This is a genomic window from Bradyrhizobium sp. WBOS07 (assembly GCF_024585165.1).
Taxonomy (GTDB): domain Bacteria; phylum Pseudomonadota; class Alphaproteobacteria; order Rhizobiales; family Xanthobacteraceae; genus Bradyrhizobium; species Bradyrhizobium japonicum_B.
Map to the genome: position 1 here is coordinate 3,843,133 of NZ_CP029008.1, position 22,694 is coordinate 3,865,826.

The window sequence follows — 22,694 nt, forward strand, 5'->3', positions numbered from 1 at the left end:
ATGAAAGACGAAATGGCGACCCAGGAGCGGGTCTTCCGGACGCTCACGGGCCATCCCGGCGTGACGCGGATCGACACGCATGGAGCCTCGGTGTTCCTCGACGGCAAGCGCGCGCTGAAGATCAAGCGCGCCGTCCGATTTCCGTTCCTCGACTACTCGACGCTCGAAAAACGCAAGGCGGCGTGCGAGGAGGAGATCAGGATCAACCGGCCGTTGGCGCCGCAGGTCTATCATCGCGTCGTGGCGATCACGGAAGAGCCCGATGGGTCGGTGCAGGTTGGCGGCGCCGGTCGGGCGATCGAGTATGCAGTGGAGATGTCGCGCTTCGACGAAAGCAAAACGGTGGATCATCTGGCGAAGGCCGGGCCGCTGGATGCAAAGCTCGCCTTGGCCGCCGCAGACGCGATCGTGGCTTCGCATGCAGGGGCGGCCGACCCCGACGGAAAAGCATGGGTCTCATCCATCCCCGCCCTGATTGACGGCAACAGTCAGGGCCTGCGGGCTGGTGGGCGTTTGGGCCCGGAAGACTTCGAAAAGCTTAGTCAAGCCTCGCACGAGGCCTATTCGCGTCTCCGCCCCTTGCTCGCGGAGCGCGGCCGGAAGGGTTTTGTCCGCCGTTGCCACGGCGACCTGCATCTCGCAAACATCGTTCTGATCGATGACCGGCCCGTGCTGTTCGACGCCATCGAGTTCGATGCGCAGATGGCGACCGTCGACGTGCTCTACGATCTCGCATTCACGCTGATGGACCTGTTGCACCACGATCAGGCGCACGCGGCCAACATCGTCCTGAACCGATATCTCACCGCGACGCCCGCCGATAATTTGGACGCGCTCTCGGCCCTGCCGCTGTTCATGTCCCTCCGGGCGGCGATCCGCGCCCAGGTGGCTTTGGCACGGCTGAGGCCGCCGCATTCCGAAGACCCCGACATTGTCGAGCAGGCACGGCGCTATTTTGACCTCGCCACGATGCTGATCCATCCTGCCGCCCCGCGCCTGATCGCCGTCGGCGGATTATCAGGCACCGGCAAGACAGTGCTGGCGCAAGCGCTGGCGCCCCGCATCGCACCGCCGCCCGGAGCCGTCGTGCTGCGCAGCGACATCGTCCGCAAGCAGATGTTCGGGGTCGACGAAACCCATCGCTTGCCGCCCACCGCCTACACGCCGGAGCATGCAGGCCGCGTCTACGAAACGCTGGCTCAACTTGCCCGGCGGGTGCTGGCGCAAGGCCATTCCGCGATCATTGACGGCGTATTTGCCCGCGAGGACGAACGAGACGCGATCGCGGCACTGGCGAGGGAGTGCAACGTGCCGCTGGACGGCCTGTTCCTGGTTGCGGACCTCGCGACCCGGCAAATGCGGATCGGAAGCCGTCGGGGAGACGCATCCGACGCCACGCAAGAGGTTGCCGCGCTGCAGGAGCGCTATAATATCGGCCGTGTCGGTTGGGCGACCATCGATGCATCCGGGACGCAAGAGCAGACGCTCCAGAACTGCCGGAACGCGATCGCTGCAGGCAAACAGGGCAATCTGATTGGCGCGGGCAAAGATGGCGCGACCTAGCACGATCTCGACGGCCGCTCGCGTCACGCCGGCGGCACGTCGCAATGCCCTGCCTGGCCGCCTCAGTCCCGGTATGGCCTGCGATACCGCGTTCCGGATCATCGCGCGCCGTCACCTTGCCGCCATCCTCGCCCAGCATGACGGCACCTGCCGCGGCGATCCCGATGCGCTGCACCAGATCCGGATCGCCCTGACGCATCTGCGCACCGCCATCCGCTTCTTCTCGCCGATGGTCGACGACGCCCTGCGACCGACGATCTGGGCGGAGCTGAAATGGCTGAACAGCCAGCTCGGCATGGTGCGGGACCTCGATGTGGCGATCGAGCGGGTCGTGGCCGAGAGCGGCGACGAGCTCGCCGTGATCGCCGAGCTTCAACACTGGGACGAAAAACGCGCCGAGAGCCATCGCGAGCTGGCGCGCGCGCTGCAATCCCCGCGCTATCGCCGCCTTGTCGAGCAGACCTCGGCCTGGATCGAGAGCGGCCCCTGGTCGACCCGGCGCAGCAAGGAAGCCATCCGGTTGCGCCGCTGCACGCTCGCTGACCATGCAATGGAGCGGCTGGCCGAGTGGGAGACGAAGCTGCTCAAGAAGGCGCGGAAGCTCCGCAAGCTCGACGTCGAGAAGCGTCACAAGCTGCGGCTTCTCAACAAGCGAATGACCTATTCGATCGAGTCACTCCAGGACCTGTTCGCTGATGAATCGCTGACGAAACAGAAGTCCATCCTCAAGCGATTGCGCAAGGCGCAACGGTCGCTCGGACAATTGAACGACGACGCGCGCGGCCAGGCGCTGGCCGCGTCATTGAATGGCGCAGGCCACGAAGCCAGCAAGCGCTTCCTCAACCGCAAGCGGGAAAAGAAGCTGCTGCGGAAGGCGTCGGCCGCCTACCGCAAACTGGACAAGACCAAACCCTTCCGCTCCTCGGATCTCGCGCCAGGATCCGAACCGGAGGCTTAGGTGTGGACGTAGTCCCCCGGCGCATCGGGCAGTCCCGGCGCGTCTCCAACTCCGATCCGCGGCGGATCGCAGGGCGCGCCGGAATGCGCCACTAGCCAATTAGCCCATTCCGGCCACCACGAGCCCTCGACGTGCGGAGCCAGCTTCAGCCATTCGTCGGCACCGACATAGGGGGCATCGGCAGCCTTGGTCAGCACCTGATAGCTATGGCCGGGCTCCTCTGGAGGTGCAACGACACCGGCATTGTGACCACCGCTGGTCAACAGGAACGTCACGTCGGCATCGACCTGATAGTTGATCTTGTAGACGGATCGCCACGGCGCCACGTGATCGGCGAGGGTGCCGACCACGAACATCGGCGCGTGAATATCGGACAGCGAAACGCTCCTGCCGTCGACCTGATAGCGCCCGCCGGCCAGATCGTTGTCGAGGAACAGCTTACGCAGATATTCCGAATGCATGCGATACGGCAGCCGGGTTGCGTCCGCGTTCCAGGCCATCAGGTCGCTCGGCGGCGCGCCCTCACCCATCAGATAGTCATGTGACAGACGCGACCAGATCAACTCGTTGGAGCGCAGCAGCTGAAAGGCGCCGGCCATCTGCGTCGTGTCGAGATAGCCTCGCTGCCACATCATGTCTTCGAGAAAGGCGACCTGGCTCTCGTTGATGAAGAGCGTCAGCTCCCCGGCCTCGGTGAAATCGGTCTGGGCCGCAAGGAGAGTGACGGTGCCGAGGCGGTTGTCGCCGTCGCGTTCCATCGCCGCCGCGGCAATCGACAGCAGCGTGCCGCCCAGACAATAGCCGAGCGCATGCGTCTTCCGCCCCGGCACGATCAGGCCGATCATGTCCAGCGCCGCCATGACGCCCAGCTTGCGATAATCGTCAAAGGCGAGATCCCTATCCCTCGCATCCGGATTGCGCCAGGAGATCGCGAACACGGTGAACCCTTGGCCGGTCAGATATTTGACCAGCGAGTTCTGCGGCGAGAGATCGAGAATGTAGTACTTCATGATCCAGGCCGGCACGATCAGGATCGGCTCGGGCCTCACCTGCGCGGTGGTCGGGTGGTACTGAATGAGCTCGATCAGCTCGTTGCGGTACACGACCCTGCCGGGCGAAGCCGCCACGGTCTTGCCGACCACGAACTGCTCCCCACCCGCCAGCTTCGAGTTGGAGAGCAGGCGCATCAGATCGCTGCACCAGTTCTGCCAGCCAAAGACGAAATTCTCCCCGCCGCTCTGGAACGCCTTCTCCAGCACCTTCGGATTGGTCGCTGCGAAATTCGACGGGGCCAACATGTCGAGCATCTGGCGCATCGAGAACTCGACGATGGCCTCATTGGGGTGCGACACGCCACGCACGCCCGTCGCGGCATCGCGCCACCAGCGTTCTGAGAGCAAGAACCCCTGCGCCAGCAGATTGAACGGCGCGGTCTCCCATTGCGGTCCACTGAAACGGCGGTCCCGCCCCTGCGGCTGAATCACGGACCACGGCTTCTGCTCCGGCGACGCCGCGTGCGCGGCGGCTTCCGCCAGCCGGCCGATGTCGCGCAGGATGGTGCGGGAAATCTCCATCTGGCGCTGCGGCGCCGCAGCGAGATGCGAGCCCCAATCGAGCCAGGCAAGCGACAAGGCCAGCGGCGAAATTCCGCCGGTGAACCGTGCCAGCATGGCGTGAAAGGCGCGGTCGAGTGGATATGGCTCGGATTCAGGCAGAGGGTCGGTGGCGACCGTCTTTTCTGCGGGCTTTTCGGCGCTCGCCGTCGAAGCTCCGGGAGCAGCGGCGGGACTGAGCGGGAGGGCCTGCACCGCCGGCTCTTCGGCCCGTGGAAATATCTGCACGACGCTCATGGCTCAATGATCCCAAGGGCTGCGGTCTGATGTCGACGGAAGGATATGGCGAGGCCTCGGATAGGCGTTGAGCTGCATCAAACCGGGGACAGGTCACAATCGCTTCATTGGGACGGACGGGCTCCGTCCCATTGACCTGAGTCAAGCCGCACCCGGGCGCCCGGGGTAGTTTTCGCGCATCGAAATTTGACAAGCCAGCGGAGTTGTCCATGCGCGCCCACCAGATCATGACCCGGTCGGTCATCTCGGTTACCCCCGACACCAGCATCGTCGAGGCGGCGAATATCATGCTGAAGCGGCATGTCAGCGGCCTCACGGTAGTCGACGAGACCGGCAAGCTGGTCGGCGTCGTCTCCGAAGGCGATTTCATCCGCCGCAGCGAAATCGGCACCGGGCGCAAGCGCGGACGCTGGCTGCGGTTCATCCTGGGTCCGGGCAAATCCGCCAGCGATTTCGTCCACGAGCACGGCCGCAAGGTCTCGGAAGTGATGACCGACACGCCCATCACCATCACGGAGGATACGGCGCTCGCCGAGATCGTCGACCTCATGGAACGCAACAACGTGAAGCGGTTGCCCGTGGTGCGCGGCGACAAGGTCGTCGGGATCGTATCGCGAGCCAACCTGCTGCAGGCGGTGGCGGGGCTCGCCCGCGAGGTGCCGGATCCGACGGCGGATGACGATCACATTCGCAGCCGTATCATCGAGACCATGGAGAAGAACGACTGGTGCCCATTCGGGCTCAACGTCATCGTCCGTGACGGCATCGTTCACCTCAGCGGCGTCATCACCGAAGAGCGCACAAGGCAGGCGGCGATCGTCGCCACTGAGAACGTCGAAGGCGTGAAGAAGGTGCACGATCATCTGTGCTGGGTCGACACCATGTCGGGCATCTATCTGAACTCGCCGGAGGACGACGAACTCGCCAAGGCGAGCTGACAAGGTAGGCTGACAAGGCGAGCCTGAGTCTGGGCGATCAGCGCGGAATGACGGCGGTGGCCTCGATCTCGACGCGAGCCGCCTTCTCCACCAAGCGTACCACCTGCACCAGCGCCATCGCGGGATAATGGGTGCCGAAGATGGCACGGTAGACCTTGCCGAGCGCCTTCAGGTTGGACAGGTACTCGTCCATGTCGACGACGTACCAGGTCAGCCGCACGAGGTGCTCGGGCCGCGCGCCGGCCTCGGCCAGGATCGCCGCGATGTTGCTCAGGGTCTGGCGCACCTGCGCGACAAAGCCGTCGGCGAGACGCTCCTCGGCGTCCCAGCCGATCACGCCGCCGGTGACCACGATGCGCCCTTCGGCGGCCACGCCGTTGGCATAGCCCTTCGGCATCGGCCAGCCCGACGGCTGGAGTACCTGCACCCGCGAACGGGTGCCATCCTCGGCGGCTGTGGGCAGCACCGCGAGCTGCGGGCCCTTCGGCGTCGTCACGGACAATTCGTCATCCTTTTCTCATTCCGCCGCGACGCCTGAGGACGTCACAGCGGCCTGCGCCAGTTGCCGCAGGGCAAAGCGCTTCAGTTTGCCGGTCTCGGTCTTCGGCAGTTGCGTCACGAACGCGATGGCCCGCGGATATTTGTATGGCGCGATCTCGCGTTTGACATGCTCCTGCAGCTCGGCCACGAGCTGCGCATCCGGCGTCACGCCGGGTGCAGCGACGACATAGGCCTTCACGATCATGCCGCGTGCCTCGTCGGGGGCGCCGACCACACCGCACTCGGCGACCGCCGGATGGGTGAGCAGGGCCGCTTCGACGTCCGTGCCTGCGATGTTGTAGCCGGAGGACACGATCATATCGTCGGAGCGGGACTGGTACCAGAAATAGCCGTCGCTATCCATGAGATAGGTGTCGCCGGTGATGTTCCAGCCGTTCTGGACGTACTTGCGCTGGCGCTCGTCGGCGAGATAGCGGCAACCGGTCGGCCCGCGCACCGCGAGCTTGCCCATCGTGCCCGGCGGCACGTCATGGCCGTCATCATCGACGATCTTGGCCTCGTAGCCCGGCACGGGCTTCCCGGTGGCGCCGGGACGGATCTCATTCTCGGTCGCGCTGATAAAGATGTGCAGCAGCTCGGTCGAGCCGATACCATCCATCAACTTGATGCCGGTGGCCTTGAGCCAGGCGTCGAAGGTCGGCTTGGGCAGAGTCTCCCCGGCGGAGACGCATTTGCGCAGCGAGGAAATGTCGCGCCCGGCGAGCTTGCCGATCATGGCGCGATACGCCGTAGGTGCGGTGAAACAGACCGTGATCCTGTACTGCTCGATCGCCGCCAGGATATCGTCGGGCGTCGTCTTTTCCAGCACCACGAAGGAGGCGCCGATGTGCATCGGAAACAGCACGCCGCCGAATCCGAAGGTGAACGCGAGCGGCGCCGAACCGACGAAGCGATCGGTCTGCTCGGCCCGCAGGATGTTGCGCGCATAGCCGTCGCAGACCGCGAGCATGTCGCGGTGGAAATGCATGGTGCCTTTGGGATCGCCTGTCGTGCCGGACGTAAAGGCAATCAGGCAGACGTCGGCGGCGGCGGTATCGACGGCTTCGAACTCCGGACGTGCGTCGGCGATGAGCGCTTCGAGCGAGTCCGGCGCGCCGTTGCCCCAATAAACGATACGCTTCAGATGGGGGGCGGCAGCCCTCGCCTTTTCCATTTCCTCGGCGAGCTTGCCGTCGCACAGCGCCAGCGCAATCTCAGCCTTCTGGATCGGATAGGACAGCTCCTTGGCGCGCAGCAGAGGCATCGTGGCCACGACTATGCCGCCGGCCTTGATCACCGCGAGATAGGTCGCAACCATCATCGGGTTGTTGGCGGAGCGCAGCAGCACCCGTCCGCCGGGGACGAGACCGAGCTTGCCGACCAGCACATTGGCGATCCGGTTCACGAGCGCCTGCAGCTCGCGGTAGGTGTAGCTGACGGCGGGGCTGATGACGCAGGGCGCATCCCCATGGCCCAGCCCGACCCAGCGGTCGAGGAAGTAGCTGACACAGTTCAATCGGGGCGGATAGGTCAGCTCCGGCCGCGTGAAGATGAAGTCGGGCCAGAGCTCGCGCGGCGGCAGATGCTGCTGCGCAAACGTGTCGACATGGGCCGTGGCGGCGTTGCCGTCAGGCGAGCCCGTCACTTGAACCTTGGCGGCGTTGGCCATCGCACGCTCCTTTCAGCATGGATTGCACCCGGCAGCACGATCTGGAAAACATTTTAGGCTTAAAACAATTCGGCGCAATAGTGGATTTTGGGCATCCCGTGCTTTTTCCTGCGGCAAAAGGGATGGGGCGGCGCGGCGGCCTGCGCTTACGGCCGGCGGCGCGCGGCCGATTTCTGCGCCGACGCCTTGGTCTTGGCGAGCAGCCGCATCAATTCGCGGACGTCTTTCGGCGAGAGATCGGCGAACAGATCGGCGATCCAGGTCTCGTGTTCCGCAGCCATGCGGCGGAACTCGGCGCGACCGAGCTTCGTGAGGCGGATCACCTGGACACGACGATCCGTTTCCGACGTGCGACGGTCGAGATGGCCGGACTCCACAAGGCGCTCGACCAGCCCGGTGACGTTCCCGTTCGACACCATCATGCGTTTGGAGACATCGGACAGCGTCATGCCGTCCGGCGCCTTGTCGAGCTGCGCCATCAGGTCGAACCGGGGCAGCGTGACGTCGAACCGCTGCCGCAGCCGGCCGCGGACCTCGCCCTCGATCAGCGTCGTGCAGGTCAAGAGGCGCAACCACAGCCGCAGCTCGTCGGCGTGGTCTTCCGGCGTTTCGACGGCCTTGGTCTCGGAATCGAGCATCTCGATGCAGTCACTCTCGGCGGGCATTGGCGCCAACACGGATTCCCCAACATTTTGAGCTTCAAGTAAATCGGAGCCGGCCGCAAGTCCAAAGCTGCAACAATCGACCGCAGAGGAATTTCTTTAGGCTTCAAATAATTGGCGCGCCGCTTGCATGCGCGCTGCCCGCAGGATGGCGATGGTTTGCGCGCTGCTTGCCGCGGCAGCCGTCATCGGCATAAGCTTGGATTGAAGTACGCGGCTTGCAGCGCAAGCCTCGATGTCACGGGGACAGATCATGAAGACGCAATTGACCTTGGCCGCAGCCGCCTTGCTCGTCGGCACCGCCCTCAATCCAGCCGTGGCGCAGGAGAAGATCAAGCTGGGCGTGGTGGTGACCCTGTCGGGACCCGCCGCTGCGCTGGGTCAGCAAGTCCGCGACGGCTTTGCGCTCGCGGTGAAGGATCTCGGCGGCAAGATGGGCGGCCGCGATGTCGAGGTGATCGTTGCGGATGACGAGCTCAAGCCGGATGCGGCGGTGACCAAGGTCAAGGGGCTTCTGGAGCGCGACAAGGTCGACTTCGTGGTCGGCCCGATCTTCTCCAACATCCTGCAGGCGATCCACCGGCCTATCACGGAATCGAAAACCTTCCTGATCAGCCCCAATGCCGGTCCGTCGACCTTCGCCGGCAAGGACTGCAACCCGTTCTTCTACGTGACTTCGTACCAGAACGACCAAGTGCACGCGATCCTCGGCAAAGTCGCGCAGGATCGCGGCTACAAGCGCATGTATTTGATGGTGCCGAACTATCAGGCCGGCAAGGATTCGGTGGCGGGCTTCAAGCTCGACTACAAGGGCGAGATCGTCGAGGAATCCTATATGCCGCTGAACACGCTGGATTTCCAGCCGGAGCTGTCCAAGATCGCCTCACAGAAGCCCGATGCGCTGTTCACGTTCATGCCCGGCGGCCTCGGCGTCAATCTCGTCAAGCAGTACCGGCAGGCCGGCCTCGCCGACAGCATTCCGGTGCTCTCGGCGTTCACTGTGGATGAATCGACCCTGCCGGCCCAGCAAGATGCCGCCGTCGGCATGTTTGGCGGTGCGAACTGGGCACCCAATCTCGACAATCCCCAGAACAAGAAGTTCGTGGCGTCCTACGAGGCCGCCTACAATGTCGTGCCCGGCACCTACGCCTTCCAAGCTTATGACGCCGCGATGCTGATCGACAGCGCGGTCAAGGCCGTGAAGGGCGATCTGTCGAACAAGGCAGCGGTCCAGGCGGCGCTGAAGAAGGCCGACTTCACCTCGCTGCGCGGCGCCTTCAAGTTCAACACCAACGGCTATCCGATCCAGGACTTCTATCTGACCAAGGTGGCCAAGCGTCCCGACGGCAAGTTCCAGACCGAGATCGTGCAGAAGGTCTTCGAGAATTACGGCGACCGTTATGCCAAGGACTGCAAGGCGGCGAACTAAGCGGCGTACTGCGTTGAGGGAGGACTGCAATGAAGAGCGAAATCACCGGCATCACACGGGCCAATGAGGGTATCCAGGGCATCTCCTGGAACATCCTCGGCCAGACCTATGTGCCGAAGAGCTACGCCGAGCACAGCTTCTCCTGGCATGCGACACTTCCGCCGGGCACGTTTGTGCCGCCGCACATTCATCCCGATCAGGATGAGTATCTCTACATGCTGGAGGGCAAGCTCGATTTCATGCTGGGCAATTCGGAGTCGCAGGCCACCGCAGGCGATCTGATCCGCCTCGGCATGGGTGTCCCGCACGGCATCTTCAACAAGTCGGAGCAGACCGCCAAAGTGCTGTTCTGGGTCTCGCCGAGCCGCAAGCTGTTCGACCTGTTCTGGGGCCTTCACAACATGAAGGAGCAGAAGCCGGAGGACGTGGTGGCGTTGGCGGCCGAGTTCAACATCCACTTCCTGCCGCCGCCGCCCGGCGACTAGCGGCGCGGTTCAGGCGCGCACCGCCGCGAGTCCCGGCACGGCGGCGAAACCGGCCTTGGCGGCATAGCCGCGCACGATGGCCTCGCGCTGGGAATAGCTCAGCACATTGTCGACATTGTCGAAGCCATCAGGGGCGAGCTGCTCGACGGCGTCGATGACGCCCTCGGGGCCGCCGCGCCGGTTGGAGCGAACGATATCGGCCGTCATCGGCAGCCGCTTCTTCTCATACTCGAGCAACGCCTGGCGCGGATGCTCGGCGCGCACCAGCGCGTCGGCAAGGCAGCGCGCATCGAGGATCGCCTGCGAGGCGCCGTTCGAGCCGACCGGATACATGGGATGCGCGGCATCGCCGAGCAGCGTGACGCGTCCGGACGACCAGTAAGGCAGGGGATCGCGGTCGCAGGTCGGATATTCGTAGAATTCGGGTGTCGCCGCGATCAGGCTCTTCACGTCGATATAGGGCACCGAGAAGCGCGCGACGTGCGGCATCAGCTCCTCGCGGCGGCCCGGCCGCGACCAGTCCTCCTTGCGCGGCGGCGGAGCGTTACCCTCCCCGACCTTCACCAGCACCGCCCAATTGGTCAGGCGGCTCGCCGGGCTCGAACCTTCCGCGATCGGATAGATCACCACCTTGGCATTGAGACCGCCGGCCACGATCATCGATTTGCCGGTCAGGAACAGCGGCCAGTCGCGCGCGCCGCGCCACAGCATCAGGCCGTTCCAGCACGGCGGTCCCTCGTTCGGGAACAGCGTCTCGCGGACGCGGGAATGGATGCCGTCGGCGCCGATCAGGATGTCGCCGCGCGCGGTGTGAATGTGCGCGCCAGCGCGATCGAAGAAATAGGCTGTGACGCCGCCCTCGTCCTGTGCGAACGCGCCCAGCCGGCAGCCGGTGTGGATGGCATCGGCCCCAAGCCGTTCCTCGACGGCGCGGTGGATGACGCCTTGGAGGCGGCCGCGGTGGATCGAGAATTGCGGCACGTCGTGGCCGGCGTCGATGCCGCGGGCTTCGCGCCAGACCTCCTGACCATGGCGGTTGAGATAATAGAGCTGGTCGGTGCGGATCGCGACGTCATCGAGCTTCTGGAGCAAACCGAGACCGGCGAGTTCCCGCATGGCATGCGGCAACGTGTTGATGCCGACCCCCAGCTCGCGAATGGTGTCGGCTTGCTCGAAAATCTCGCAGTCGAGGCCGCGCGACCGCAACATCAATGCCGTGGTGAGACCACCGATACCGCCACCGACGATAATCGCCTTCATCGCCCTTACTCCACTCGAAACACAGGCAATGGGTTAACGTCGCACGGGCGGTCACTCCGCCGCAAGCGGGTTTGTCGCCTCCGCCTTGAGCTCGGCCCGGGTCTTGGGCTTAGCCTTAATTCTCAGCTCCTCGAGGTCCTGCCGGTCGCGCACGCTGTTGCGGAAAATTTGCTCCTTTCCCGGCAGATATTGCGGCGGACAGAACGCCCCATCTGCGCCGTACCAGGCCGCCGCCTTCATGGTGAAGAACGGATCGACCAGATGCGGCCGGCCGAGCGCGACGAGATCCGCTCGGCCGGCTGCCAGGATCGTATTGGCCTGATCCGCCGTCGTGATGTTGCCGACGCACATCGTCGCAACCCGCGCCTCGTTACGGACCTGATCCGAGAACGGCGTCTGGAACATGCGGCCGTAGACCGGCTGAGCATCGCGCACGGTCTGTCCCGTCGAGACATCGACGAGGTCGACGCCGGCTTCGGCGAAAGCGCGTGCAATTGCCACGGCATCGTCGCCGGTGATACCGCCTTCAGCCCAATCGGTCGCGGAAATACGCACCGACATCGGCTTATGCTTCGGCCATACAGCCCGCAGTGCTTCGAAGATCTCGAGCGGGAACCGCAGACGGTTCTCGAGCGAGCCGCCATATTCGTCCGTGCGGGTGTTCGTCAGCGGCGAGATGAAGCTCGCGAGCAGATAGCCGTGGGCGCAATGCAGCTCGAGCATGTCGAAGCCACAGCGCTCGCCGCGCTCGGCCGCCGCAACGAAGGCCTCCCTCACCGCGTTCATGCCGGCGCGGTCGAGCTCGCGCGGCACCTGACTGTCGGGAAAATACGGCAGCGGCGATGCCGAGACCACGTCCCAGCTGCCCTCCTCCAAGGGACGGTCCATCCCGTCCCACATCAGCTTGGTCGCGCCCTTGCGGCCGGCGTGGCCGAGTTGCAGGCAGATCTTTGCAGCCGAATTGCCGTGGACGAAATCCACGATGCGCCGCCAAGCGGCTTCCTGCTCGTCGTTCCACAATCCGGCGCAGCCGGGCGTGATGCGGGCATCGCGGCTGACGCAGGTCATCTCGGTGAAGATGAGGCCGGCGCCACCGATCGCACGCGAGCCGTAGTGCACGAGGTGGAAATCGGTCGGCATGCCCTCCTTCGCCGAGTACATGCACATCGGCGACATCACGGCGCGATTGGCGATCTCCATCTCGCGCAGCCGGAACGGCTGGAACAACGGCACCGCCGGCTTTTGGGTGTCGACCTCAAAGCCGCTGTCGCGAACCTGTCTGGCAAACGACTTCTCCACCTCCGCCACGAAATCGGGCGCGCGAAGCCTGAGGTTGTCGTAGGTGATCGCCTTCGACCGCGTCATCACGCCGAAGGCAAACTGCACGGGGTCGAAATCCCAGAAGCGGTCGACGTGCTCGAACCAGACCAGCGACACATCGGCGGCGTGCTGGGTCTTCTCGACCTCCTCGCGGCGGCCGTGCTCGTAAATGTCGAGTGCGGCCTTGATGTCCGGGGCCCTCTCCATCGCTTCGGCAAGCGCGATCGCGTCTTCCATCGCGAGCTTGGTGCCGGAACCGATCGAGAAATGCGCGCTCGCCTTGGCATCGCCAAGCAGCACCATGTTGTCTTTGACCCAGCGCTTGCTGCGGATCATCGGGAAATTGCGCCACATCGAGCGATTGGTGAGCAGCTTATGCCCGTCGAGGAACCAGCCGAAGATCTCGGCCATCCGCGCGGCGGACTGCGTCTCGTCCAACCCTGTCAGACCGGCGCGCTCGAACGTGTCGGGATCGGTCTCGAAGATCCAGGTCGAGTGTCCGGCCTCATACTGATAGGCGTGGGCGATGAACGGCCCCCACTCGGTTTCCTGGAAGATGAAGGTGAAGGCGTCGAGCGGCCTGGTCGAGCCCATCCAGGCGAACTTGTTGGTACGCAGATCGACTTCCGGCTCGAAATGATCGACATGCTTCTCGCGGAAGCGGCTGTTGATGCCGTCGGCGATCAGCACCAGGTCGGCATCGGCGAAGCGGGCTTCGTCCTCGACGTCCACCTCGAAGTGCAGGACGACCCCGAGCTCGCGCGCCCGCTCCTGCAAGATCAAGAGCAGCTTGCGCCGGGAGCAGCCGCAGAAGCCGTTGCCGCCGACCCGGTGTACGGTGCCGCGAAAATGCACGGCGATGTCGTCCCAGTACGCGAACTCCTGGGTGATGCGGCGATAGCTCGGCAGATCATGCTTTTCGAAATTGTCCAGCGTGGCATCCGAGAACACCACGCCGAAGCCGAAGGTATCGTCGGCCCGGTTGCGCTCATACACGGTGATGTCGGCGCCGGGGCGCTGCTTCTTGAGCAGGATCGCAGCATAGAGACCCGCAGGTCCGCCACCGATGATCGCGACTTTCATGGGAGCCTCGCCAATTCACCCGGCTATGAAACTATTTTAAGCCTAAAATAATTTCGCGCAAGTCCCCGTTGCCGGCCTGGTGACGGGCTGACCGGCCCTAGTCGCCTCGGAAGACCGGCTTGACCTTGTTGGCGAAGGCCTCGAAGGCGCGCTCGAAATCGGCCGTGGTCATGCACAGGGCCTGGGCAACGGCCTCCGCCTCGATCGCCTCCTCCACCGACATGGCCCATTCCATCGCCAGCATCCGCTTGGTCATGGTATTGGCGAAGGTCGGGCCTTCCGCGATCTGCTTGGCCAGGACCTGCGCCTGGGGCAGCACCTGCTCCGGCGTGACGACGCGGCTGAAGAAGCCCCAGCGCTCGCCCTCTTCCGCGGTCATGAAGCGACCGGTGTAAAGCAGCTCGGAGGCGCGGGACTGTCCGATGATCCGCGGTAGGATCGCGCAGGCGCCCATGTCGCAGCCAGCGAGTCCTACCTTGTTGAAGAGAAAGGCGACCTTGGCCCCGCTTGCCGCGAGCCGCACGTCCGAGGCCATGGCGACGATCGCACCCGCGCCGGCACAGATGCCCTCGACGGCGGCGACGATGGGCTGCGGACAGGCCCGCATCGCCTTGACGAGGTCACCGGTCATCCGCGTGAAGGCGGTCAGCCCCTTGGTATCCATCTTCACCAGCGGGCCGATGATCTCGAACACGTCGCCGCCCGAGGAGAAATTGCCGCCGGCGCCGGTGACGACAATGGATTTGACCTCGTCGTCGAAGGCGCAGGCGCGGAAGAAGTCGGTCAGTTCCCGGTAGCTTTCGAACGTCAGCGGATTCTTCCGTTCGGGCCGGTTGAGCGTGACCGTCGCAACGCCGTCGACCACGGCCAGAAGAAAATGCTGCGGCGAGTAGTCCGCGAGCGGCACGGTGACGGGATTGGCTGGTCTGCTCATGCGATCTCCTTGGTATGTCTGTCCGCGCTAGATTTCACCGCCCGCAACTGCGATCGCCTGCCCAGTGATCGCGCTGGCGCCCAGCCCGCACAGCCAAAGCACAGCGTCCGCGACCTCTTCAGGCGCGATCAGGCGGCCTTGCGGATTGTGCTTGGCAAGCTCGGCGATGGCCTGCTCGCGGCTTCGTCCGGTCTTTTTCATGATGTTGTCGATGCTGCCGGCGACGAGGTCCGTGTCGGTAAAACCAGGGCAAACCGCGTTCACGGTCACGCTGCTGCCGGCGAGTTCGAGCGCAAGCGAACGAACCAGACCGATCGCAGCGTGCTTGGCCGCTACGTATGCGCTGACATAGGCGTAGCCCTTGAGGCCCGCGGTCGACGCAATCACGACGATGCGGCCATAGGGGCGGTCCTTCATGCCGGGCAGCACGCCGTGGATGGAATGAACCACGCCCATGAAATTGATGTCCATCATGCGCGTGAACAGGGCACTGTCCGATTTCGCGAATGGCGCGGATTCAGCGCTGCCCGCATTGGCAACCAGGATATCGATCGGCCTTCGCGCATGGGCCTCGGCAATGGCGGCCTTCAAGACAGTCTCGTTCGCGACGTCGGCGACCGCGGCGAAATGCGCGGCGCCATCATTGATCGCCTCATGGAGGACCTCGGCATTCCGGCCGATGATCGTCACGGTCGCGCCGGCGCCGACGAGAGCCGCCGCGATCGCGCGGCCGATGCCGCGGCCTCCGCCGGTCACCAGCGCGTGCGGCGAGTGCGGCAATCCGGACATGCGCTGGCTCCCTCGGATCTGTGACCGTTGCACCGATATATTTTAACCTTCAAACTTTTGCAACGAAGGCGCAGAATCGATGCGACGGAGGCCGGCCCGGAAATTGCTTTAAGTGTAAAATTATCGCTTCCCATCCCCGAAAGGCCTGTTAGCATCGATGGGGGCAAGCAAGAGGATGTCGCGTGCCGCAGCCTGGGCCAATGATAACAGAGGACGGACGCTTCGCCTATGAAGCCGCGGGCGATCCGAATGCGATCCCTCTGATCTTCCTGCATGGCATCGGGGGCGCGGCGCGAGCCTGGCGACGGCAGCTTGCTACGTTCGGCAAACGCTTTCGTGCCATCGCGTGGGACATGCCGGGCTATGGCGGCTCGGCACCGCTCGCGAGCGTCAGCATCGCTGCCCTGGCGGACACGCTCCAGCAATTCATCGCGCAGCTCGGTGCCACCAGACCCATCCTGGTCGGTCACTCGATCGGCGGCATGATCGTCCAGAAATGGCTCGTGCAATCCCCCAAACTGGCGCGCGCGGTCGTGCTGGCGCAGACTAGCCCTGCCTTCGGCAAGGCCGACGGCGACTGGCAGAAATCGTTCATCGCGGCGCGGCTCGGCCCGCTCGATCGCGGCGAGACGATGCAGTCGCTAGCGCCCTCGCTGGTGAAAGAGCTGGTCGGCGACGATCCGGATCCTGCGGGAATGGAGCTTGCGCGCGAATGCATGGGGAGCGTACCCGAGGCAAGCTATCGCGCCATGATGCTCGCTCTCATCGGCTTCGACCAGCGCAGCACACTCAAGGATATCTCGGTCCCCACTCTGCTGCTATCCGGTTCCAAGGACAACAACGCGCCGGCGCCAATGATGGCGAAGACGGCGACCTACATCCCGGGGGCCGAATACGTCGAGCTTCCCAGCGTCGGCCATCTCGCCAACCTCGAGCGGCCTGATGCATTCGACGAGGCCCTCGGCCGTTTTCTGAATTCCGTTACGACCAAAGCGTAAGGTGACTGCGCAATGACCATGCAAGTCAGCAAGACTCTCGGCACGACTGACAAGGTCGCGCTGGATGCGCCGATCTTCGATCCCGTCGCGTTCCGCCTGAGCGAGGAGCAGGCCGGCATCATCGCCCGCGCAAGGGAGATCGGGCAGACCGTGTTTGCCGATCGCGCCGCCACCTACGATCGCGAGGCAATCTTCCCGACCGAGAATTACCGCGACCTGCATCGCGTCGGCCTGCTCGGCATTGCCGTTCCCAAGAAGCACGGCGGCCTTGGCGCGAACTACCAGACCTACGCCCTGGCAGCCGCCGAGATCGGCCGCTATTGCGGCGCGACCGCGCTGACCTGGAATATGCATGTCTGCTCGACCCTGTGGTCGGGGCCCCTCGCCGACGATCTCGACATGGACGCGCTGACCCGCGCCGAGCACGAACGGAGACGCGCGATCCACTACAAGCGGATCGTCGACGACGGTGCGATCTATTCGCAGCCTTTCTCCGAGGGTGGCGCGGCGGCCGCGGGCGGCGTCGCGTTCGGCACCGAGGCGAAGCCCGTGGAAGGCGGCTGGATCGTCAACGGCAAGAAGATTTTTGCGTCTCTCTCGGGCCACGCCGACTATTACGGCGTGCTCTGCACCGAGATCGAGCAAGGTGAGAAGGCGTCTCGCCGCAACACGCTTTACCTCGCGATATCGGCCAAATCGGAAGGCGTCTCGGTCGTCGGCGATTGGGACCCGCTCGGCATGCGCGGAACGGTGTCGCGCACGCTGCTGTTCAAGGACGTGTTCGTCCCGGAGGATTCCGCGCTGATGCCGCGCGGCGTCTACTTCCAGGCCGCGATGCGCTGGCCGCATATGTTTCTGACTCTGTCGCCAACCTATATGGGCCTGGCGCAAGCCGCCTATGATTTCACCGTGCGTTATCTGCGCGGCGAGATGCCGGGCATGCCGCCGGTCAAGCGCCGGATGTATCCGACCAAGCAGATCGCGGTCGCGCAGATGCAGATCAAGCTGGAGCAGATCAAGGCGATCTGGTTCCAGGCCGTCACCGAGGCCTGCGCCAATCCGAGCAAGGAACAGGTGTTACGGGCTTATGCCGCACAATATTCGGTGATGGAGGGCGCCAATGAGCTAGCGGCGCTCGCGATCCGCACTTGCGGCGGCCAGGCCATGCTCCGCTCCCTGCCGCTGGAGCGGATCTATCGCGACAGCCGCTGCGGCTCGCTGATGCTGCCCTGGACGGCCGAGCTCTGCCTCGACCGGATCGGGCGCGAGGCGCTGTACGAGGCCGGCGAGACGGACGACTGACGGTGGATCTCTGCAGCCTGATCGATCGCAACGCGGCGTTCTCGCCAGACAAGACGGCCATTGTCTTCGAAGGCGAACGGCTGAGCTATGCGGCGTTCGCCGCGCGCATCGAGCGGACCGCAACGGCGTTGAAGCAGGAGCTCGGCGTCGGCCGCGGCGACCGCGTCGCGATCCTCAGTCTGAACCGGCCGGATTATCTGGTTCTGCTCTACGCCTGCGCGCGGCTGGGGGCGATGCTGGTGCCGCTGAACTGGCGGCTCGCCGTCGCGGAGCAAGTCTTCATTCTCACCGATGCAGGCGCCAAAGTGCTGGTGCTCGAACGCGCCTTCGAGGGCGTGCTCTCCGAGCTTGCGCCGGGGACAGCCGTCGTCGGCCTCGACTTCGCGCCGGCCCGCGGCACAACCTTCGAAGGCCTGCTGACGCGCAGCGACGGCACCAGCCGCAACCCGCACACCGATCTCTCGTGTCCGCTGCTCATCGTCTACACGTCAGGAACGACCGGACGGCCAAAAGGCGCGGTGCTGCGCCAGGAGGCGCTGTTCTGGAATGGCGTCATGAGCCAGCACATGCATAACATGACGTCCGACGACCACGTGCTGACCGTGCTGCCGTTCTTCCACGTCGGCGGCCTCAACATCCAGACCACGCCGGCGCTGCAGCTAGGCGCGACCGTCACGGTTCACGCGCGCTTCGCGCCTGATAGCGCGCTTGCGGCCATCGAACGGGAACGACCGACGCTCACGGTGATGGTGCCTGCGATCATCCAGGCGGTGAGCGAGCATCCGGCCTGGACAGCCACTGATCTTTCATCACTCAAAGCCGTCGCCACCGGGTCAACCATCGTCCCACCGCACCTGATCGAGCGCTACGTCGCACGAGATGTGCCAGTGCTCCAGGTCTACGGCTCGACCGAGACCTGCCCCATCGCCATCTATACACGGCTGGGCGGCGATCTGTCGCGCACGGGATCGACCGGCCTCGCCGGCCTGTGCTGCGAAGCCAAGGTGGTCGACCATTCCGGCAGCGAGGTACCGGCGGGCACGCCGGGCGAGATCTCGGTGCGCGGACCCAATGTGTTCTTTGAGTATTGGGGCAACGAAGCCGCAACGCGCGAGGCATTGCACGACGGCTGGTACCGCACCGGCGATATCGGCTTGTGCGACGCCGATGGCTATTTCTGGGTCCGCGACCGCAAGAAGAACATGATTATTTCAGGTGGCGAGAACGTTTATCCGGCCGAGGTCGAGCGCGTCCTGCTCGAACATCCCGATGTCAGCGAATGCGCTGTGATCGGCAGGCCAGATCCGCGCTGGGACGAGGTCCCCATCGCTTACGTGATCAGGAGATCCGGCTCACCGCTCGAAGCGGACGAACTCAGAACACATATCCAGGCGCAACTCGCACGGTACAAGGTGCCGCGCGACATCGTCTTCGTCACCGACCTGCCGCGCACGGCGCTGGGCAAGGTCCAGCATTTCCTGCTGAAGCAGCTCGATGCGCAGTCTCGCGCGCAGGGAGAAGCATCTTGAAGATTGCGGTTCTGGGTGGGGGAAACGGCTCTTTCGCGGCCACGGGCGATTTTACGCTATCAGGACACGAGGTGCGGCTTTGGCGCCGCGATGCCGACCAGGTCGCGGCGCATCGCGCCGCCGGCTCGCGCATCCTGGTGAAGGACCATAACGGCCGCCACGACGTGACGCTCGCGTTGGTCACGACCGACATCGCCGAGGCCGTCGGCGGAACGGAGCTGATCCTGTGCCCCGCCCCTGCCTTCGCGCAAGCAGATATCGCCCGCCTGCTTGCCCCGCATCTGCGCGATGGCCAGGTCGTCTTCTTGCCGCCGGCGACATTTGGCTCGATGATCTTCGCCCAAGCCGCGCGGGACGCCGGCAACCGCGCCAAGGCGAGCTTTGCCGAAACCGGGACGCTGCCGTGGCTGACGCGCAAGCACGGACCATTCGAAGTCGCCATCACCATCCGCGCCAAACGGCTTCCGGTCGGCGTATTTCCGCTCGACCAGGCGCCGCACGCCCTCGCCGTGATCGGACGGGCTTTCCCCGAAGCGATCGAACCGTGCGGAGACGCATTGTCCGGCGCGCTGATGAATGCCGGCCCGATCATCCATCCGCCGCTGATCGTGATGAACGCCGGCCCGATCGAGCACTTCGAGAGATGGGATATCCACAAGGAAGGCACGCAGGCCGCGATTCGGCGGGTCACGGATGCGCTCGACGCCGAGCGGATTGCCGTGCGCGAGGCGCTCGGCTATGGCGCGCCACATTTCCCGCTCGCTCATCATTACGCGAAGGAAGGCGAGATCTGGATGTACGGCCGCGGCTCGCACGACCGCCTGACCGATTCCGGCGATTGGCGCGAACGAATCGTGCTGACCGAGCATCGTTATATGCGCGAGGACCTGCGGCTCGGGCTGTCGCTGCTGGTCTCCGTCGCCGGCCTGGCTGGCGTGGCCACTCCCTTGGCCAAAGCGTTCCTGTCGATTGGCGGCGCGGTCTGCGGCGAGGATTTTGCGCAAGGCGGCCGAACGCTCAAGACACTGGGCCTCGACAATCTCGGCAAGGCTGAATTGCAGACGCTGCTTCGCAATGGATACTGAACGATGACGCGTCGCGCCAACATCGCCTGTCTCGGCGCTGGCCGCATGGGACGCGGCATTGCCGTCGCGTTCGCCTATGCAGGGCACAAGGTCACGATGATCGATGTCAAGGCGCGTTCCGCGGAGGAGTTCGCCAAGCTGGAGGGGGACGCGCTGGGTGAAATCGGCAAGACCTTTGCCAGCCTGTCGAAGCTGGGACTGCTGACCGAAGGGCATGTTGACCCGCTGATCGCGCGGGTCTCGGTGGTGCCCGCTGGCCAGAGCGGCGCAGCACTATCCGAAGCCGGCATGGTCTTCGAGGGCGTCCCGGAGGTCGTCGAGCTCAAGCGGGAGGTGCTCGGGGCGGCTTCAAGGCAGGTTCAACCTGACACGATCATTGCATCGACCACATCGACGATTCTTGTCGACGATCTCTCAGGCGCGATCGTAAATCCCCGCCGCTTTCTCAACGTGCACTGGCTCAATCCAGCCTACCTCATTCCGCTTGTCGAGGTTTCGCCTGGGAAGGCCACCGACCCCACCATCATCGACGAGGTCAAGAACCTGCTGGAAGGCATCGGCAAGGTGCCGGTGATCTGCGCGGCGACGCCCGGCTTCATCGTGCCGCGCATCCAGGCGCTGGCAATGAACGAGGCCGCGCGCATGGTCGAGGAAGGCGTCGCCAGCGCGGAAGAGATCGACAAGGCGATTCGCTACGGCTTCGGCTTCCGCTATGCCGTGCTCGGCCTGCTCGAATTCATCGATTGGGGCGGCGGCGACATCCTCTACTACGCGAGCCGCTATCTCGAGGGCGCGCTCGGCAGCGACCGCTATCGGGCACCGGACGTCATTTCCCGCAACATGCATAAGGGCCGCATCGGCCTGCGCACAGGCGCCGGCTTCCTCGATTATTCAGGGATGGACGTCGATGCCTATCGCGCGAAGCGCCTGCAGGCCATGGTGGATTTGCTCCGCCACTTCGATCTGGCACGTCCGCCGGTGCTCGATCCCGACTAGGTGTTTAGTCCCGGAGTGTGGGGGAATCAGTCAATCTGATCCCGTATTCCGGGAGGGATTATGGGACAGGTACTCCACGGCAGCGCCACGACAACGCATGCCATCCGAACTGCGATACAGCGACTTCGCCAAGCGGCTCAAAAGCCTTCGCGGCCTCACACCATTCGAGGCCATCTGTAAAGCATGGGGTGGCGAGCCAAGCCGCTTCAGTCGCGATCCGATCCACTTGACCTCGGGACTGAACACCTAGCCGAAGACGTCCTGAAGCACGCCTTCCCGGACCACCGCGACGCCATCGAGCTCGATCGTCGTTCCCATCATCGGCAGGTCGAAATGACCCGCCGTGTAGCGGCCGGCGAATTCGTTCGCGCCGGTCGAGAACAGGAAATTGCCGGAGACGGCCCGGATCTCCGTGCCGTTGGTGTCGCGCTGGTCGTACATCGAGAGCGCCTCATAACGCGCACCGGGGTTCATGCCGAAGCCGACATGCGAGACCGCATAGGCCTCGCGATCGCCCCAGGCTGCGAGATAGGCACGCATCATCGCGGCATCGGTGCCCTCGCCCTCTAGTTCGACGACATAGTCGTCCTTCAGAGTCATCTTCACGGCCGACGTCAGGTAACGCTTGAACGTGAGATTGATATCGCCTGGCGCCATCACCAGCGTGCCGTTGATCGTCCCGCTCTTGGGAAAGCTGACGACGATGCCCCCGGGCCAATGCGCCAGCGTGCCGGGCTTGTCGGTCCAGCCCCACACACCCACAGTGGATGCGCCGACCATATCGACGTCGAGCGCTGTGCCGGCCTTCGAGGTCACGCGCATCCGCTTGGTCCCCCGCAGCATCTTCGCCGCCGCGCGAACGCGCTTCTCGAGCGCGGAATCCGGCACCATCCGCTCCAGCGCTTCGGGATGCTCGTTGGAGATCACCAGGATCCGTGCTCCGGCCTTGAGGATCTCGGGCGTCTCCACCGCATGCATCAGGCCTTCGACGGTGCAATCGACTACGAAGCCCGCCTGCTGCAGCGCGGTGATGACCGGACCAAGCTTCTGGATCGCCTCGCTCGCGCCGGTGGAGCGAACCGGAACGATGTTCCGGTTGCGCGGCGTCGGCATCACCACGTGAAACGGCCGCGCGCCCATGCGCAGCAGCGCGAGCTCCGCCAGATGAACGTTCAACGCCCGCGACTGCGTCTCCGACAGGATCGCCGCAGTATCGCCGGCCTTGACGGCGCATCGCTCGAAAATCTCGCAAAATGCGTCGATCCATTTTGCCTCGATGCGGTCAGCCAGCATGGGTCACTCCC

The 22,694-nt window shown here is 64.5% G+C and carries 19 protein-coding genes and 1 pseudogene; 11 read left to right on the top strand and 9 right to left on the bottom strand.

The window, feature by feature from the left end; translation table 11 throughout:
• Both DCM79_RS18355 and DCM79_RS18360 read left to right on the top strand, forming a co-directional pair.
• Entirely contained in the window at positions 1–1,563 is a 1,563-nt protein-coding gene (locus DCM79_RS18355; protein ID WP_257175696.1) for a bifunctional aminoglycoside phosphotransferase/ATP-binding protein, read from the top strand.
• Entirely contained in the window at positions 1,550–2,521 is a 972-nt protein-coding gene (locus tag DCM79_RS18360) for a CHAD domain-containing protein (RefSeq protein ID WP_257175697.1), read from the top strand. Before DCM79_RS18355 ends, DCM79_RS18360 begins: the two co-directional genes overlap by 14 nt.
• Here the strand turns inward: DCM79_RS18360 and DCM79_RS18365 are convergent.
• Complete coding sequence (locus tag DCM79_RS18365) at positions 2,518–4,371, bottom strand: alpha/beta hydrolase (RefSeq protein WP_257175698.1); 1,854 nt, start codon at positions 4,369–4,371, stop codon at positions 2,518–2,520. The two genes, DCM79_RS18360 and DCM79_RS18365, sit on opposite strands and share 4 nt — an antisense overlap.
• Positions 4,372–4,580: 209 nt before the next feature.
• Here DCM79_RS18365 and DCM79_RS18370 point away from each other — a divergent pair, with 209 nt between their 5' ends.
• Positions 4,581–5,309: a CBS domain-containing protein gene (locus tag DCM79_RS18370; RefSeq protein ID WP_028137655.1), complete on the top strand. Its 729-nt coding sequence runs from the start codon at positions 4,581–4,583 to the stop codon at positions 5,307–5,309.
• 37 nt (positions 5,310–5,346) lie between these two features.
• Here DCM79_RS18370 and DCM79_RS18375 read toward each other — a convergent pair whose 3' ends face one another.
• The 3 genes from DCM79_RS18375 to DCM79_RS18385 form a co-directional block, all read right to left on the bottom strand.
• Entirely contained in the window at positions 5,347–5,805 is a 459-nt protein-coding gene (locus DCM79_RS18375) for a RidA family protein (protein ID WP_373568084.1), read from the bottom strand.
• A 21-nt stretch (positions 5,806–5,826) separates the two neighbouring features.
• A complete protein-coding gene (locus tag DCM79_RS18380; RefSeq protein ID WP_257175700.1) occupies positions 5,827–7,518 on the bottom strand; it encodes a benzoate-CoA ligase family protein in 1,692 nt (563 codons plus the stop codon).
• 146 nt (positions 7,519–7,664) lie between these two features.
• A complete protein-coding gene (locus DCM79_RS18385; protein ID WP_028137658.1) occupies positions 7,665–8,183 on the bottom strand; it encodes a MarR family winged helix-turn-helix transcriptional regulator in 519 nt (172 codons plus the stop codon).
• Between the two features lie 250 nt (positions 8,184–8,433).
• Here DCM79_RS18385 and DCM79_RS18390 point away from each other — a divergent pair, with 250 nt between their 5' ends.
• Positions 8,434–9,609, top strand: coding sequence for an ABC transporter substrate-binding protein (locus DCM79_RS18390; protein ID WP_257175701.1), 1,176 nt, complete (start codon positions 8,434–8,436; stop codon positions 9,607–9,609).
• 29 nt (positions 9,610–9,638) lie between these two features.
• The gene (locus DCM79_RS18395; RefSeq protein WP_257175702.1) at positions 9,639–10,094 is read left to right on the top strand and encodes a cupin domain-containing protein; all 456 of its coding nucleotides are present in this window, start codon (positions 9,639–9,641) and stop codon (positions 10,092–10,094) included.
• Between the two features lie 9 nt (positions 10,095–10,103).
• Here DCM79_RS18395 and DCM79_RS18400 read toward each other — a convergent pair whose 3' ends face one another.
• The 4 genes from DCM79_RS18400 to DCM79_RS18415 form a co-directional block, all read right to left on the bottom strand.
• Positions 10,104–11,354, bottom strand: coding sequence for a flavin-dependent oxidoreductase (locus DCM79_RS18400; RefSeq protein ID WP_257175703.1), 1,251 nt, complete (start codon positions 11,352–11,354; stop codon positions 10,104–10,106).
• 51 nt (positions 11,355–11,405) lie between these two features.
• Positions 11,406–13,757, bottom strand: coding sequence for a bifunctional salicylyl-CoA 5-hydroxylase/oxidoreductase (locus DCM79_RS18405; protein WP_257175704.1), 2,352 nt, complete (start codon positions 13,755–13,757; stop codon positions 11,406–11,408).
• Positions 13,758–13,854: 97 nt separating this feature from the next.
• Positions 13,855–14,691, bottom strand: coding sequence for an enoyl-CoA hydratase family protein (locus DCM79_RS18410; protein WP_257175705.1), 837 nt, complete (start codon positions 14,689–14,691; stop codon positions 13,855–13,857).
• Positions 14,692–14,718: 27 nt separating this feature from the next.
• Positions 14,719–15,480 (bottom strand): SDR family NAD(P)-dependent oxidoreductase, encoded by a 762-nt coding sequence (locus DCM79_RS18415; protein ID WP_257175706.1) that lies wholly within the window; start codon positions 15,478–15,480, stop codon positions 14,719–14,721.
• A 182-nt stretch (positions 15,481–15,662) separates the two neighbouring features.
• On the opposite strand from DCM79_RS18415, the gene DCM79_RS18420 reads away from it, so the two are divergent.
• The 6 genes and pseudogenes from DCM79_RS18420 to DCM79_RS18445 all read left to right on the top strand — a co-directional run.
• Positions 15,663–16,478, top strand: coding sequence for an alpha/beta fold hydrolase (locus tag DCM79_RS18420; RefSeq protein ID WP_373568085.1), 816 nt, complete (start codon positions 15,663–15,665; stop codon positions 16,476–16,478).
• Positions 16,479–16,490: 12 nt separating this feature from the next.
• Positions 16,491–17,780, top strand: a complete 1,290-nt coding sequence (locus DCM79_RS18425; RefSeq protein ID WP_257175708.1) for an acyl-CoA dehydrogenase family protein — start codon at positions 16,491–16,493, stop codon at positions 17,778–17,780.
• A 2-nt stretch (positions 17,781–17,782) separates the two neighbouring features.
• On the top strand, positions 17,783–19,309 hold the full coding sequence (locus tag DCM79_RS18430; protein ID WP_257175709.1) for a class I adenylate-forming enzyme family protein: 1,527 nt from the start codon (positions 17,783–17,785) through the stop codon (positions 19,307–19,309).
• Entirely contained in the window at positions 19,306–20,394 is a 1,089-nt protein-coding gene (locus DCM79_RS18435; protein WP_257175710.1) for an NAD/NADP-dependent octopine/nopaline dehydrogenase family protein, read from the top strand. The genes DCM79_RS18430 and DCM79_RS18435 overlap by 4 nt, the downstream gene beginning before the upstream one ends.
• Positions 20,395–20,397: 3 nt before the next feature.
• On the top strand, positions 20,398–21,390 hold the full coding sequence (locus DCM79_RS18440) for a 3-hydroxybutyryl-CoA dehydrogenase (protein WP_257175711.1): 993 nt from the start codon (positions 20,398–20,400) through the stop codon (positions 21,388–21,390).
• 124 nt (positions 21,391–21,514) lie between these two features.
• Positions 21,515–21,640: pseudogene (locus DCM79_RS18445) on the top strand (IS481 family transposase); the annotation flags it as partial.
• Here DCM79_RS18445 and DCM79_RS18450 read toward each other — a convergent pair.
• Complete coding sequence (locus DCM79_RS18450) at positions 21,637–22,683, bottom strand: peptidase M29 (RefSeq protein ID WP_257175712.1); 1,047 nt, start codon at positions 22,681–22,683, stop codon at positions 21,637–21,639. The pseudogene DCM79_RS18445 and the gene DCM79_RS18450 overlap by 4 nt on opposite strands.
• Between the last annotated feature and the right edge of the window lie 11 nt (positions 22,684–22,694).

Coding starts and splice junctions, on each gene's coding strand:
- DCM79_RS18390 (WP_257175701.1), top strand. CDS start 8,434: ATGAAGACGCAATTGACCTTGGCCGCAGCCGCCTTGCTCGTCGGCACC.
- DCM79_RS18410 (WP_257175705.1), bottom strand. CDS start 14,691: ATGAGCAGACCAGCCAATCCCGTCACCGTGCCGCTCGCGGACTACTCG.
- DCM79_RS18440 (WP_257175711.1), top strand. CDS start 20,398: ATGACGCGTCGCGCCAACATCGCCTGTCTCGGCGCTGGCCGCATGGGA.
- DCM79_RS18365 (WP_257175698.1), bottom strand. CDS start 4,371: ATGAGCGTCGTGCAGATATTTCCACGGGCCGAAGAGCCGGCGGTGCAG.
- DCM79_RS18425 (WP_257175708.1), top strand. CDS start 16,491: ATGACCATGCAAGTCAGCAAGACTCTCGGCACGACTGACAAGGTCGCG.
- DCM79_RS18415 (WP_257175706.1), bottom strand. CDS start 15,480: ATGTCCGGATTGCCGCACTCGCCGCACGCGCTGGTGACCGGCGGAGGC.
- DCM79_RS18385 (WP_028137658.1), bottom strand. CDS start 8,183: ATGCCCGCCGAGAGTGACTGCATCGAGATGCTCGATTCCGAGACCAAG.
- DCM79_RS18405 (WP_257175704.1), bottom strand. CDS start 13,757: ATGAAAGTCGCGATCATCGGTGGCGGACCTGCGGGTCTCTATGCTGCG.
- DCM79_RS18355 (WP_257175696.1), top strand. CDS start 1: ATGAAAGACGAAATGGCGACCCAGGAGCGGGTCTTCCGGACGCTCACG.
- DCM79_RS18395 (WP_257175702.1), top strand. CDS start 9,639: ATGAAGAGCGAAATCACCGGCATCACACGGGCCAATGAGGGTATCCAG.
- DCM79_RS18380 (WP_257175700.1), bottom strand. CDS start 7,518: ATGGCCAACGCCGCCAAGGTTCAAGTGACGGGCTCGCCTGACGGCAAC.
- DCM79_RS18370 (WP_028137655.1), top strand. CDS start 4,581: ATGCGCGCCCACCAGATCATGACCCGGTCGGTCATCTCGGTTACCCCC.
- DCM79_RS18360 (WP_257175697.1), top strand. CDS start 1,550: ATGGCGCGACCTAGCACGATCTCGACGGCCGCTCGCGTCACGCCGGCG.
- DCM79_RS18450 (WP_257175712.1), bottom strand. CDS start 22,683: ATGCTGGCTGACCGCATCGAGGCAAAATGGATCGACGCATTTTGCGAG.
- DCM79_RS18400 (WP_257175703.1), bottom strand. CDS start 11,354: ATGAAGGCGATTATCGTCGGTGGCGGTATCGGTGGTCTCACCACGGCA.